Source organism: Bacillus andreraoultii, assembly GCF_001244735.1.
In the GTDB taxonomy this organism is placed as follows: Bacteria; Bacillota; Bacilli; order Bacillales; family Caldibacillaceae; genus Caldifermentibacillus; species Caldifermentibacillus andreraoultii.
Genome location: NZ_LN868936.1, coordinates 8,156 through 22,004 on the forward strand (window position 1 = coordinate 8,156; position 13,849 = coordinate 22,004).

Annotated in this window: 13 protein-coding genes; 2 read left to right on the forward strand and 11 right to left on the reverse strand. The window is 35.4% G+C overall.

Annotated elements, in window-relative coordinates; genetic code table 11:
* Positions 1-215: 215 nt before the first annotated feature.
* Positions 216-692 (reverse strand): SprT family protein, encoded by a 477-nt coding sequence (locus BN2144_RS03360; RefSeq protein WP_033826919.1) that lies wholly within the window; start codon positions 690-692, stop codon positions 216-218.
* A gap of 197 nt (positions 693-889) precedes the next feature.
* On the opposite strand from BN2144_RS03360, the gene cmpA reads away from it, so the two are divergent.
* Positions 890-1,003, forward strand: coding sequence for a cortex morphogenetic protein CmpA (cmpA, locus tag BN2144_RS19460; protein ID WP_094763104.1), 114 nt, complete (start codon positions 890-892; stop codon positions 1,001-1,003).
* Positions 1,004-1,558: 555 nt separating this feature from the next.
* On the opposite strand, the gene BN2144_RS03365 is transcribed toward cmpA, so the two are convergent.
* The 5 genes from BN2144_RS03365 to acpS form a co-directional block, all read right to left on the reverse strand.
* Positions 1,559-3,733 (reverse strand): Tex family protein, encoded by a 2,175-nt coding sequence (locus tag BN2144_RS03365; RefSeq protein WP_033826920.1) that lies wholly within the window; start codon positions 3,731-3,733, stop codon positions 1,559-1,561.
* A 408-nt stretch (positions 3,734-4,141) separates the two neighbouring features.
* Complete coding sequence (locus BN2144_RS03370) at positions 4,142-4,492, reverse strand: type II toxin-antitoxin system PemK/MazF family toxin (RefSeq protein ID WP_033826921.1); 351 nt, start codon at positions 4,490-4,492, stop codon at positions 4,142-4,144.
* 4 nt (positions 4,493-4,496) lie between these two features.
* The gene (locus BN2144_RS03375) at positions 4,497-4,778 is read right to left on the reverse strand and encodes a CopG family ribbon-helix-helix protein (protein ID WP_033826922.1); all 282 of its coding nucleotides are present in this window, start codon (positions 4,776-4,778) and stop codon (positions 4,497-4,499) included.
* 526 nt (positions 4,779-5,304) lie between these two features.
* Positions 5,305-6,330 carry a LolA family protein gene (locus BN2144_RS03380; protein WP_033826923.1) on the reverse strand — a complete coding sequence of 342 codons (1,026 nt, stop codon included), beginning with the start codon at positions 6,328-6,330 and terminating at the stop codon, positions 5,305-5,307.
* A 194-nt stretch (positions 6,331-6,524) separates the two neighbouring features.
* Entirely contained in the window at positions 6,525-6,884 is a 360-nt protein-coding gene (acpS, locus tag BN2144_RS03385; protein WP_033826924.1) for a holo-ACP synthase, read from the reverse strand.
* Positions 6,885-6,967: 83 nt separating this feature from the next.
* Between acpS and BN2144_RS03390 the strand changes: the two genes are divergently transcribed.
* Positions 6,968-7,549: a rhomboid family intramembrane serine protease gene (locus tag BN2144_RS03390; protein ID WP_033826925.1), complete on the forward strand. Its 582-nt coding sequence runs from the start codon at positions 6,968-6,970 to the stop codon at positions 7,547-7,549.
* Positions 7,550-7,729: 180 nt separating this feature from the next.
* On the opposite strand, the gene BN2144_RS03395 is transcribed toward BN2144_RS03390, so the two are convergent.
* From BN2144_RS03395 to BN2144_RS03415, 5 genes are all read right to left on the reverse strand, one after another.
* Entirely contained in the window at positions 7,730-9,196 is a 1,467-nt protein-coding gene (locus BN2144_RS03395; RefSeq protein WP_050632192.1) for a PH domain-containing protein, read from the reverse strand.
* Positions 9,189-9,668, reverse strand: a complete 480-nt coding sequence (locus BN2144_RS03400; protein ID WP_033826927.1) for a PH domain-containing protein — start codon at positions 9,666-9,668, stop codon at positions 9,189-9,191. The genes BN2144_RS03395 and BN2144_RS03400 overlap by 8 nt, the downstream gene beginning before the upstream one ends.
* Before the next feature lie 298 nt (positions 9,669-9,966).
* Positions 9,967-11,409, reverse strand: coding sequence for a degradosome RNA helicase CshA (locus BN2144_RS03405; RefSeq protein WP_094763105.1), 1,443 nt, complete (start codon positions 11,407-11,409; stop codon positions 9,967-9,969).
* 165 nt (positions 11,410-11,574) lie between these two features.
* Positions 11,575-12,297 carry an alpha/beta hydrolase gene (locus tag BN2144_RS03410; RefSeq protein ID WP_033826929.1) on the reverse strand — a complete coding sequence of 241 codons (723 nt, stop codon included), beginning with the start codon at positions 12,295-12,297 and terminating at the stop codon, positions 11,575-11,577.
* Between the two features lie 155 nt (positions 12,298-12,452).
* Positions 12,453-13,829: a UDP-N-acetylmuramoyl-tripeptide--D-alanyl-D-alanine ligase gene (locus BN2144_RS03415; RefSeq protein WP_033826930.1), complete on the reverse strand. Its 1,377-nt coding sequence runs from the start codon at positions 13,827-13,829 to the stop codon at positions 12,453-12,455.
* Between the last annotated feature and the right edge of the window lie 20 nt (positions 13,830-13,849).

Genomic DNA, 13,849 nt, shown 5'->3' on the forward strand with positions numbered 1-13,849 from the left:
AAAACCAAGTAGAATACTCGTTTGCGAATACTAGCTAAACGTTAACTGCCTTTGTTCTTAACAGCAGGAATTGTAGAAGTATACTCATCGTGTAATCTAGCTACACTTCTATTCCATATGACTTTTTCGGATATACTTTCTACTGAAAAGTGTTTCCTTTAAGCCATCACTAATGCTATAGTATAAACAATTAGCAATGTTTTATTCTGCACAAGCTAAAACGAATTCTCCACCACATCTACCTTTATTAGTCGCCCACCACATTTCCCACATACGTATCGATTCGTATTAACTCTCTTCTTTCTTTTATATAAGAAGCGACATTTGGAACAACGATAACAATGATACATAGTTGGCTGTTTTCTTACCTCTGATTCCGGTAGTGGGGTGCAATATCTTGGTGCACCAACGGATTTGGCTAAATTTTTAAAGTCTTGGTCTTTATGTTGATACCCTTTTTTATTTTGGTGTAAATGATAGTGGCACAGCTCATGTTTAATAATTCCGATTAACTCCTTCTCACCGTGTACATCGAAATATTTCTTGTTTATTTCAATGTTTCCTGATTGAAGTAAGTATCGTCCTCCTGTTGTGCGTAATCTTTTATTAAATGTCGCTTGATGTTTAAACGGTATCCCAAAGCTTTGCATAGAAATTTCTTCAACTAATTTTTGTAACTGAATATCATCCATTTTATTACCTCTAAACTAGCGATAGTATGATTAAAAATTAAAACGTACTTCCTTTATACCTCTTTATCCTATCGATAAAAGAAGTTAGTTAACTGACAACCTATCTTATCATACATTAATTATACATACGTAAATAATCATTTGTATATCGACTTTCGTGAAGAATACCTCTTTTTGAAATTAGGGAGGGTAGGACTATGCCAAATTGGTTAAAAAATCAAATTCAAAAAGCTTTTTTTGAAAAAAATCGTTATCAAATTAGGTTGTTAAATCAGTGTTGGTATTTTTACAAGAAAAAGAATTGCTCCTAGGGACTTCTCAAAGACAAATTGAGTCCTGACATTTACTTAAAAAAACTGAGGGACGCTTGAATCTTTAGACGGGAAGAGAGCCGTAGTCCACTAAAAAGAGAATTTTTCGGCTTTAATGTCATGCTACAGAATCCTTTCTTAGGGAAATTAAACGGGTATGTCAAAAGTTCTATGAAAAACGAATAAGCAAACAAGATTTATTCCGAAATAAGTTGGTCAATCGTTGCCATTTCCCCTAATAAACACGCCGATGGTTTAAGTTAGGTGTAACAAGGGCGAAGTATAGGAAGATAGAAATTGGAAAATTTATACTTTCCTATTAGCCAAAAAGCAAACCAAGTGTGCAGCCCCAAAAATTATGCACTAATCCTCAGCTAGTCGTCCACAAAGGGGCTATCCAAAAAGTCGTATTTTGATTTTCGGATGCCCCTTTTCATGTTTCAAAAACTAGAAATATCAACATTCTTGATTATCGCATTTTTTAGGAAATCCACTTTTCGGACAGCCCATGCTCTTATTTCAAACGAATGGACAACCAATCGTTTTGTTTCAACCTTAATTTTCTTTTAACATGGACAAGGAAATTCTGCCTTTTTTTACATCAACATCACTTACCCATACTGTTACAATATCGCCTACGGATACAATATCTAACGGGTGTTTTACATATTGATTACTCATTTTAGAAATATGAACAAGCCCATCTTGTTTAACACCGATATCAACAAACGCACCGAAATCAACCACATTCCTTACTGTACCTTGAAGCTCCATTCCCTTTTGTAAGTCTTCCATTTTCAAAACATCTTTCCGCAGTAATGGTTTTGGAAGATCATCACGCGGGTCCCGCTCTGGTCGTTTTAATGCATCTAAAATGTCTCGTAACGTTAATTCTCCAACATTTAATTCTTGTGCAAGACTAACGACATTTACATTATTTAACGACTGAACGAGCGCCTCTGTACCTATATCGGCAGTTGTGAATCCTATTTTTTCTAACAAACGTGTTACAACTGGATAATTTTCTGGATGGATACTTGTCCTGTCTAGCGGTTCCGTGCCATCAACAATCCGTAAAAACCCGATGCATTGTTCATACGTTTTCTCCCCAAGACGTGGTATCTTTTTCAATTCTTTTCTCGTTGTAAACTTCCCATTTTCTTCCCGATACTTTTTAATATTATTGGCAACGGCTTTTGAAAGACCAGATACATATTGTAAAAGTGAGGAAGAGGCAGTATTTACGTTTACACCAACTTGGTTAACGGTTGTTTCAACAACAAATGTTAATGACTCTTGTAACTTCTTCTGTGAAACATCGTGCTGATATTGACCTACTCCAACTGATTTCGGGTCAATTTTCACTAATTCTGCCAGTGGATCTTGTAATCTTCTTGCAATCGAGACCGCACTTCTTTCTTCCACATGTAAATCTGGAAATTCTTCGCGCGCCAAGTCTGAAGCTGAGTAAACACTTGCGCCTGCTTCATTAACAATCATATAATAAGCTTCACTACCCGATTTCTTTAATACGTCTGCAATAAATTCCTCTGTTTCCCGTGAAGCTGTACCATTTCCAATTGCAATCATTTCCACCTGAAACTCACGAAGAATGTTAAGTACTTTTTCTTCCGCATCATTTCTTTTCGATACAGGTGGATGTGGATAAATCACTCCGATGTCGAGTACTTTACCTGTTTCATCCACTACTGCTAATTTACAGCCCGTCCGATATGCAGGATCGACCCCAAGGACAATTTTCCCTTTTAATGGAGGTTGTAATAACAATTTTCTTAAGTTCTCTGAAAATATATGAATGGCCTGTTCTTCTGCCTTATCTGTTAGTTCATTACGAATTTCTCGTTCAATTGACGGCTGAATTAATCGTTTATACCCATCTTCTATTGCAGCAACCACCTCACCTGCAACAGGCGATGCCTCATTCTTAATAAATGTAGCTTTTAAATAGTCAATGATTTTTTCATAATTTGGTTTTATCGCTACTCTTAAAACACCTTCTTTTTCACCACGATTTAACGCTAAAATGCGATGAGGAACAATTTTGCTTGTTGGCTCTTCATACGCATAGTACATTTCAAAGACACGTTTTTCATCAGATTCTTCATCTTTTACCGTTGATTCAATTAATCCGTGCTTCATTGTTTCAAACCGAATCCATTTACGAACTTCCGCATCATCCGAAATTAATTCAGCAATAATATCTTTTGCCCCATTAATTGCATCCTCTATCGTATGTACTTCCAACTCTTCATTAATATACGCTTTTGCTTCTTCCCTTAAGTCACCGGTATTCGGAAAGGACATGATCCAATTTGCAAGTGGTTCTAATCCTCTTTCTTTTGCAATACTTGCTTTTGTCCGACGCTTTTGTTTATACGGTCGATACAAGTCTTCTACTTCTTGTAATTTCGTTGCGCTTTCAATTTTTTTCGCAAGTTCTTCCGTTAGTTTTCCTTGTTCATCGATGATACGAATGACTTCAACTTTACGTTCTTCGAGATTTTGTAAATAGTTCCACCGTTCAAGGATGTCTCGAATGACTACTTCATCTAAAGCACCTGTACTTTCTTTTCGATATCGCGCAATAAATGGAATCGTGTTCCCTTCATTCGTTAAATCAATCACACTTTTCACTTGTGAATTTTTAATTGACAATTCTTTCGCTACTTGTTTCATTAATACAGATTGTTTATCAATTGTTTGTTCCAAAAGTCTCACTCCAATACAGAACTAAAAATAAACACTATTTTATTATGATTGAAAAAATAGTTGAAAGCAATTTAAACTAGTCTAAATAAAGAAAACTGAGGGACGCTAAAGCCACCAGGAGAAACGAGGGCCAGCGTTCGCCTAAAAAGATTTTTTGGTTTGGATGTAATACTGATGAAAACTTCCTTAGAGCGTTTATGCGTATAGGGAAGTAGGAATTGAAAAATTGTAACTTTCCTATTTACCAAGATGGATTTTTTGGCAAAAAAAAATAAGCCTAAAAAGACCTACTTTTGGCAGCACATACAATAAATGATGTCCTTTCCCCACTCAGTAAACTCACCGTCATTCCATAAATATGTATGAAAAAACGCTCTTAATTGCTTAAAAGAGCGTAGTAGTCAACTATCAAAATTCAATCAATCCGAGACTGATTTGGAGCGCTTCATCTACTTTTTCCATCATTCCTTCATCTAGATGAGTAATTTTATCAGTAAGTCGCTGCTTATCAATCGTTCGGATTTGTTCAAGTAATATAACTGAATCTCGTTCAAAACCATACTTTTTCGCATCAATTTCTACATGCGTAGGTAGTTTTGCTTTTTGAATTTGTGCTGTAATTGCTGCAATGATTACAGTTGGACTGAACCGATTCCCAATGTCATTTTGCAATATGAGAACAGGACGGACGCCTCCTTGTTCTGAACCAACGACAGGGGAAAGGTCGGCAAAGAAAACGTCGCCTCGTTTGACAATCAAAGGCTTATCCTCCGCTTACTAATCTCTCTACTGTATGTTCTGCCTCATATTCAGCTTGAAAGCTTTCAGATGCAATGGTCAAATTAATTTTGGCCATTTCCATATATCCCCGTCTCATGGATTCGCGAATGTGTCTTTTTTTTCTCTCGCGTAAAAACATTTTTGTTGCTTGATAAATCAGCTCATCACGATCTACATTTTCTTGTTTTATAAACCCGTCCATTTCTAGCAATAAGCTTTGCGGTAAGTTTACTAAAATTTCTTGTGTTGCGCTGGATTCAGACACAAAAGACACCTCCAACTACTCGACTATGCTTCATGTTACATAGTATCATTTATTTACCTTAATGAAAAGTAATTTTCTTCTTTCCCTCACTATTATCAGCCAAAAGAACTTCTTTTTATGCAATACGACACGTTTATGAAAGGCTGTTTTATAAGCTTTGTTGTTGTCTACTAAGGTGGATTAGCATCTTAAGACACAGCCTATGGAAAAAATGAAGACCGCATTGAATAACTTTTTCACAAATTCGTTCATCTTTAAATTTGTAAAGACTTCGTAGTCCTTTCTATTATTTCTTTTATTTAAAAAAATATTTGGAATTTCTCCTTACTTTTTTACTTTTTCGGTTCCCATCATAGCATATTCGCTTACGACTATTTCTAGAACTAAAACAGAATGCTTGTGTTTTCAAACGTTAGCAAGCGCAATCTTAGTTATAATTGTCTTTCTGTAAAAAGACCTATCCAGATCGGTCTATTCCCTCGCTAATTAAAGGGGAACAACTACCGCGGATAGGTCTAATTCGTTATTACTTTTCTACAGATACACTTTGTACGGATTTTGCCAACATAACCATTTCTTCTTTCGATAAGTTATTCGAAGCAATCATATATTCGACATTTCCATCTGTCCATGTTAAAGAATTATCCGTTAAGGCACCAATTGTAAATCCTAAGTCAACGGGTTCACCATTTACTGTCGTAGAAGACATGGAAGCTGTTTCTAATACTTCCACTTGCTCTTGCATTAAAGTAAACGACTTATCACCATCATACGTTAGCACAACACGTTTGCCGTTTGGAGTTAGTATCTCTTGTTCATCAACAAGGGTTGCTCCATTTAATTCTGCACTTGGTACTTTTACAACAAAATCTTCATTTTTCGCTTGTTCTACTGTACTTACAGGAACTTCCATTTGTGCACTCGTCATGTTTCTTTTTAAATCAAAAGAGCCTTCATCAAATTTTGAATTGAACTCTGCTTTAGAAAACTTTACCGCAAGTTTTACATTTCGGTCTGTATCCATCACTTTAACAGAAACTGGGGATAAGTCTTTTTTCTTAAATGTTATTTCTTGTAATGGAAGCATTTTATTATATTGGTAACGCGTTTTTGCCTCAAATACATAATGCTTATCTGTTTCCGTTAATTTCACACCTTTGTCTTCTAATAGGTCTTGGACAAGGGATTCATATAAATATGGTTGACTGCTATTTTTTGGCCATTCACTTTGAAATTTATAGCTTTTATTAAGGGCAGGTGTGAGTACAAATACCCCTTCCTTATTTCGTAAAATCATTTGGCTTTGATCACGTTCAGCATTTTTCATATGAACACGATACATTTCTGGTTTATTATGCCAGACTTGAATTTTGTATTCTTGTGCATCTGCTCCCATTGTTAACGTCATTTTTGCATCCATCTTATAGCCTTTCATCGTTTCTACTTTACTATCCAGCTCTTTAATTACCTCTTCTTTTGATTTTGAACCGCAACCAGCGAGGAATGTTACGATTAAAAGCCCTGCCAAAAGATATAACCACTTCTTTCTCATATTTCCAACCCCTTTATATCAATCGTATGGAGAAGACTTGTCTCCTTGTACTTGCAATATGAATATATGAGACATGGTTTTGAAATATGATAAAAGTGATTTTCCTATTTGGATTTTCTTTTAACAAATGCCCCCAGGTTTAAAAGAAGGAATCAAAAAGAAACTCTAGGGCAAATGGATGGATTTCTTTACTATTATTTTTCTACAGATTCAATAATTACTTGAGCCAATGCGTAATGTTTACTGTGGGTAATTGATAAATGGACTCCTTCACGAAATGGTTTAACAATATACGGCTTTCCTCTTTCATCTGTTGTCACTTCAATATCTTGAAATGATAAATCTTTTCCAATTCCTGTGCCATACGCTTTTGAAAATGCTTCTTTTGCAGCAAACCGACCTGCTATAAATTCTACTTTTCGCTTAAAAGGAAGGGTTTCCAACACTTTCTTTTCACTTTCTGTTAAAACCCGCTCTTTAATTCGTTCATTTCGTAAAAGTAAATCATTCATTCGTTCAATTTCAACAATATCCATTCCAATTCCTTTGATCATATGAAACACCTTCTATTTTCCTTATACTTTCATATACATATTGTACAAGTATCCGTGAAAATGCAAATTGGAAGGTGAAATCTATGTATAGATATAGAGGATTTAATAGTTTTTTCACTACACACCCAATTGTTTCCATATTAGTAGGGATAAATATTCTCTTCTTCTTACTCATTTCATTGCCCATATTTCCGAATCGGTGGATTTTTGAACGAATGGTAGGTGTGAATATTTTAATTGCGAACGGAGAATGGTGGCGACTTGTTACACCGATTTTTCTTCATAGTCATTTCAATCATTTACTTTTCAACAGTCTTTCGTTACTCATTGTCGGTTCTTTACTTGAGGAACGTGTAAAGCGGTCTACATTTGTATTCGTTTATTTAAGTTCGGGTATTTTCGCAAATGTCATTACATATATTTTTGCATCGATGACCTATATTCATGCCGGGGCAAGTGGAGCGATTTTTGGCATCTTGGGTGTGTTTGCAACCTTAACATATTTTAAAAAAGTTCATCGTCAATTATCAACTAGCCTTGTCGTAATCATTATTCTAGCCCTTTTATTTACCTTTACTAATACACAAGTCAATATATTTTCTCATATCGGTGGATTTATTTGGGGAGCTTTATGCGGGTATCTTATCATTCGAAAAAGAGTATAGAGATTTATGATGAAAATTCGGTACTAGAATGCGGTACTTCGACAGTGAAGCGTGGATCTTAGGCAGTAAAACGCAGAACTTCGACAGTAAAATGCAATACTCCAACAGTATGACTAGCCCCAGAAAATAAACGAGCCCAGTTTCCAATAACTGGGGTCGTTTACGTTTCCGTACATGATTCTAATCCGAATAAGAATACCACTCGTATATTTCCTTCAATTGAGATTCATCTAAATCAACAATTCGACCGGAATCACTCATTACATGGGAATAGATTGTTCCTAAATTTTTTCTCCGTTGGAACCAATTTTTTGATACTTCTAATGTTTGAATTCGATTTTTAAGGACAAAAAATGTTCTTGTCTGAATCCATTTTGTTCGAAAAACTAATTGAGGCCCACTTAAGTTCCAACCTGTACGTTTAAAACTGATAAAACCGATTAACATAAATATCGGAATCAAAATAAGTAAAAGGTATCCATAAGATCTCAAAAAATATACGCCTACTGCAATTGGTAACGCAATATAGTATAACGGCCTAAGTATATACCGTCGTTTCGCCCGATTAGGTAAACTAGAAAATTTAACCCCCAGTCGATACTCGGGTAGACAATCACGAATAATATGAACAATTTCATCCTTTTTAATGAGGGGACAAATAATAACTTTCCCTCGTTCCTCTAAATCTTCTCCACCCTCATTAATTACTTGAATTGTCGCATAACCGAAAAAGGAACGTAACGGATTTTCAATGATTTCGATTCCTTGAATTCGCTTAATCGGTATGGTCATTGTTCTCCGCTCTAAAAGTCCATATGTAACAATTAAGTTTTTATCCGTTTTCTCAACCGTATAATCATAATACTTGAACATTGTCCGAATAATAGCGATTACGTAAGCAATAACAATAATAACTAAAAATGCAATCGCAAATAAAAGGATACTACTAGCGATAAACACTCGAGCCTCTGAATAAATTTTATCATATGAAATAAGTTCGTCGAATTGTGAAATAAATGCAAGTGCTGCAGTAATCACACCAATTGCCCCGCCACTTGTTAAAGCTAAGATAAAAATGCTTTTTAAGCTCGATTTATAAACAATATGTGACTGCTCCTCAATCTCATACTCGATTTCCTCAACTTCCTCATCCTTACCAAAACTTTGTTCATTATACATGGCTTTTTGCTTTACTTTCGCTGATTTAATAAGACTTTGTAAAGTTTCTGCATCATTCTTCGTTATCGCAGTTAACTGTGCTTCCGGCTCTTGTAATCCTCCTGCCGTTTCAACACTAACTTTTACAAGTCGAAATAAACGTTGAATTAAACCTTCTGTTACAGAAATACTTTGAATGCGTTCAAAGGGAATGTATCTTTTTTTGCGAACAAATAATCCATGCTCGATTCTCAATTCATCATCCTCAACCCAATATGTAAAACGAAACCAAGAAATAAAGCCTTGAATTAGTGAGAAAAATATAATAAGTGCAGGTATACCAAAGCGGAGAATTTGATCAAAGGTTGATGCTTCTTCTCCACTCCCACCAATGATGAAAGCTAAAATAATTGGGAAAAACGCGCCCTTTATAAAGTCAATCGTAAATAATATCGCTGAAATCGGGTGAAGTTTCTTTTTCTCAAACATCTTCATCTGCCACCCTTGCTAATTTTGATATTACTTTTCTTAATTCCTCTGCTTCTATCTCATCCAGAGCCGGAATTTCATGAACGGTAGCGGCTGTAGAGATTTGTACTGTTGCAAGGTGATATTTTTTTAATAAAGGGCCTTGCGTATGGTCAACATGTTGCACTCGAATCATTGGTATCAACGTCTTTGTGATAACCCATAACCCATGTTGTATTTCAATCTCTTGTTCACGTACTTCATAACGCCAAATTTTCCAACGTAGTTTTGGGTTAAAGAATATGACGAAATAACTTTCTACTATCCATAGTAAAGATAGCACGATTGAAATCCATTTTGGCCAATCGAATAGATGAATAAGTACAATAATGAAAATAGTAATAAGTAATGAAATAATGGATGTTATTACACCGCGAATTTTCCAAACCGTTAAGGCTCGTTCTGAAATTCGCTTTGCTGGTTCCCCGATCATGTTTTTCTCCTCCTAAAAATAGTTTCTTAATATATACGAATAACATCGAAAAAAGTTCTCTATTATTTCCGATACATAAAACTGCTTGTTCCTTTTTGTGCACAAATCACAAGTTATCTACAGTCTAATAAGTAATTTTCCTAATCACAACAACAGTTCTTAATTTTGGCTCCTCTTTGTATATTTTTGTGCGTGAATCAAAGCCATTAAAAAAATCTCAAATTTTTTACATAATAAAATAGCGTCTAGAGACTAAGTCTGACGCTATTATTTCAAATAGAACAATCGATGTTCCTAATTATTTTGCTTTTTTTGGGCTACGGCCATACTTATTATTGGAACGTTGACCATGTCTCCGTTGAAAATCTCTACTATTTGAACGAGTAGATTTTTTCGAATTATTATTTTTGTCACGTTTCCCTGGTAGTGGCGCTTCATACGATATTTTTACTGGTGTTGTATCTGGTTCTTTCGTTAACAATTTCAACGCAGCAGAAACAACTGTCACTGGGTCTTGGTCTGCTAATAATTCTTCTGCAGCTTTCCGATAAAGTGATAAATCATTCCCATCAATTGTCGTATTAAGTTTATCCACTACTAAACGTTGTTGACCTTCTATCGCTTCAGCAATCGAAGGAACTTGCATCCGTTTCATCCGTTTTTTCGTTGTTTCTTCAACCGTGCGTAAGTAACTCATTTCCCGCGGTGAAACAAATGTAATAGCCATACCTGCTTTTCCTGCGCGTCCTGTACGTCCGATGCGGTGTACGTAGCTTTCCGGGTCTTGAGGAATATCAAAGTTATATACATGTGTAACACCGGAAATGTCTAAGCCACGTGCTGCTACATCTGTTGCCACTAACACATCAACAGAACCTTCTTTAAATTTCCGTAAAACTTGTAACCGTTTTGCTTGAGACAAATCTCCATGAATTCCTTCCGCTGTGTATCCACGAATCGAAAGTGCTTCTGCAACTTCATCAACGCGACGTTTTGTCCGACCAAACACAATCGCTAAATCTGGTGATTGATAATCAAGTAAACGAGTTAAGGCATCAAACTTATCTCTTTCATCAACTTTAACAAAAAATTGATCAATTTGTGGAACCGTCATTTCTTTCGCTTTTACACGGACTATTTCTGGGTTTTTCATAAATCTGGTTGCAATTTGACGGATTCGATCAGGCATTGTAGCTGAGAAAAGTAATGTTTGTCTTTCTTCTGGTATACTTTCTAATATTTTTTCAATATCTTCAATGAATCCCATATTTAACATTTCATCCGCTTCGTCAAGGACGACGGTATGAATATCTTGTAATTTAATGGTACGGCGATTAATATGGTCTAACAGTCTACCTGGTGTACCAACGATAATTGCTGGATTTTTCTTCAACGCACGAATTTGTCTCGATATATCTTGACCACCAAAAACAGCTAATACTTGAACATGTTTTTCATAGCCAATTTTATACAACTCTTCAGAGACTTGAATCGCTAATTCACGCGTCGGTGCAATGACTAAACTTTGAATATGCTTGTTCTTTGGATTGACCTTTTCCACTAAAGGAATACCGAATGCAGCCGTTTTACCAGTTCCGGTTTGTGCTTGTCCGATAATGTCCTTTCCTTCCATGCTTAAAGGTATCGTTTGTTCTTGAATTGCTGTTGTTTCCTCAAATCCAATTCTTCTTAATGACTTCAATGTAGTCGAACTAATTTTTAATTCTTCAAATTTTCCCAATGCTTTCATACTCCTTCTATTCAGAAAAAGGAAATGCTCCATAAGTGTACGCTCACTTTAACATACACATTTGTGAATATAACTGATTTACTATATTTAGCGTTCACTTGTGAAACAGCCTTATTTATTAACAATCTTCTCCATTAAGTTCCATTAATATTACCATTAATTATTCGTCAATGCAATTTTTTTATTAATTTGTGGTGCTTCTAAAAAATGTAATATTTCATTAAAAATTTTATTTTGTTCTTCACTATAACAAATATGATGGTTTGCATTTTCGATAAGCATTAATTGTTTTTCTTGAGTTTTAATTTTCCCATATAAATAATGTGCGCTTTTTACCGGAACAATCGGATCTTGTTTTCCTTGTACAATCAAAATAGGAATATCAATATTCGAAAGGACAGGCCGGACATTTTGAACTAACTTTCTAAATTCCCAATAGGCACGGATGGGTGTGGAAGATAGTTTTCTTTTATATTTTTGAAAAATTTCATTGTCTCGGAATGAATTTCTCAACCCATCTGTAATCATTTGCCTAATCTCATAATAAAGATGTTTTGGATTGGTATAGTAAGCGGCAGCACTTAGTAAAATCATCTTCTTTACAGGATAACGAGTTGCCAACAAACTACCAATTAAGCCGCCCATTGAAAAACCACATACATATATTTTATCACATTGTTCCATCATTTTCTGTAATTCTTCTTCAGCGTGACGAATCCAATCCATGTACTGTACATTTCTTAAACTTAACTTCTCGCCATGTCCAGGTAAAATAGGTGCATGGACAACCCAATCGGTCTCGTCCTTTAAAAATGATACGAGCGGTTCTACCTCTTTCGGTGACCCAGTAAAGCCGTGAATGCATAAGATCCCATTCAAATGTTACCACCCTTTTTGGAGAACTCTCCTCCCAAAACATTTGATATAAAACATTTTGCTAAGGAGTCATTAATACATTCCCCTAAAGGCGAGATAACAATTCATGCTTATTTTTAGTTAAAATAATGCAACCTTCTTTATCAAAGGATAACGAACTACTGCTTAATTTTTTCCACAACTTCTTCTAATCGCATACCTCTTGAACCTTTCACTAATACAATTGTATCGTGATCAAGTTGTTGTTTTAAATGTTCAATTAACGCTTTTTTTTCAGTAAATGAGAAGACATTAGATTCGGTAAACTTACTTCTAGCACCTTCTGCGATTGATTTTGCTAACTCCCCATACGTATAAACATAATGAATTTTTTCTGGATTAATATGCATGCCAACTTCTTTATGGAATTGATCCTCATTCGGACCTAATTCCAACATATCACCAAGTACAACAATCTTTTTCTTATACCCTGGTAAATTCGCTACTAAATCAACGACCGCTTTCATTGATGTTGGGCTCGCATTATAAGCATCATTTAAAATATGGGAACCATTGATTCCAAATGTCTTTTCTAATCTCATATGTGATAGTTTAATTTTTGAAAATGCTTCATTCATCATAGAAAAAGAAATTCCCCACTCTTTGGCAACAAGCATTACGGCTAACGCGTTCATCACATTGTACTCACCTAAAATTGGCAAAGTAAACGTAAGGTCTGATTGGTTAATTGTAAATGTTGACCCTTCTGCATTTGCCTCAAGTGTTCTCGGGTATAAATCATTCGTTTCCTGCTTACCAAATGTACGAATGTTCCACGGTTGTGCCGTTCCCTCAAGTCGTTCTTTTATAAGTAGCTCATCCCCAGGATAGACGAATAGCCCGCCTTCTTTTAACCCATTTACAATTTCCAATTTTGCCTTCGCAATTCCTTCACGTGAACCTAATTCTTGTAGATGCGCATCTCCTATGTTTGTAATAATTGCTGCATCTGGTCGCGCAATTTTTGTTAACAAGTCGATTTCACCGAAGTCACTCATACCCATTTCTAATACCGCTATTTCTGTTTCTTTTTTTAAATCTAGGATTGTTAAAGGAAGACCAATATGGTTATTAAAGTTGCCAGAAGTTTTTTGTACTTTATATTTACTAGAAAGTACTTCTGCTAACATGTCCTTTGTTGTTGTTTTACCATTACTACCCGTTATACCGACAACTTTTAACGATAATTCATCACGATAACTTTTAGCGAGTTGTTGCAAAGCTTCCAGTGTATCGTCCACAATAAGGATGGGCAGGTCAGTAGGTGGGGTCGGGACATCTTTTTGCCATAAAGAGGCACTGGCCCCTTGTTTAATTGCTTGTTCAACAAATTCATGACCGTCTCGTTTTCCACCTTTTAATGGCACGAATAAATTGCCTTTTTCGATGCTTAGCGAGTTAATGGAAACTCCCTTTATGTTTTGTTCTGCATAAGCCGATAAATCATTATGTACATGAATCATATTGGCTAACTCAATTATTTTCTTTTGAATCATATAAACACCTCCAATTCTTC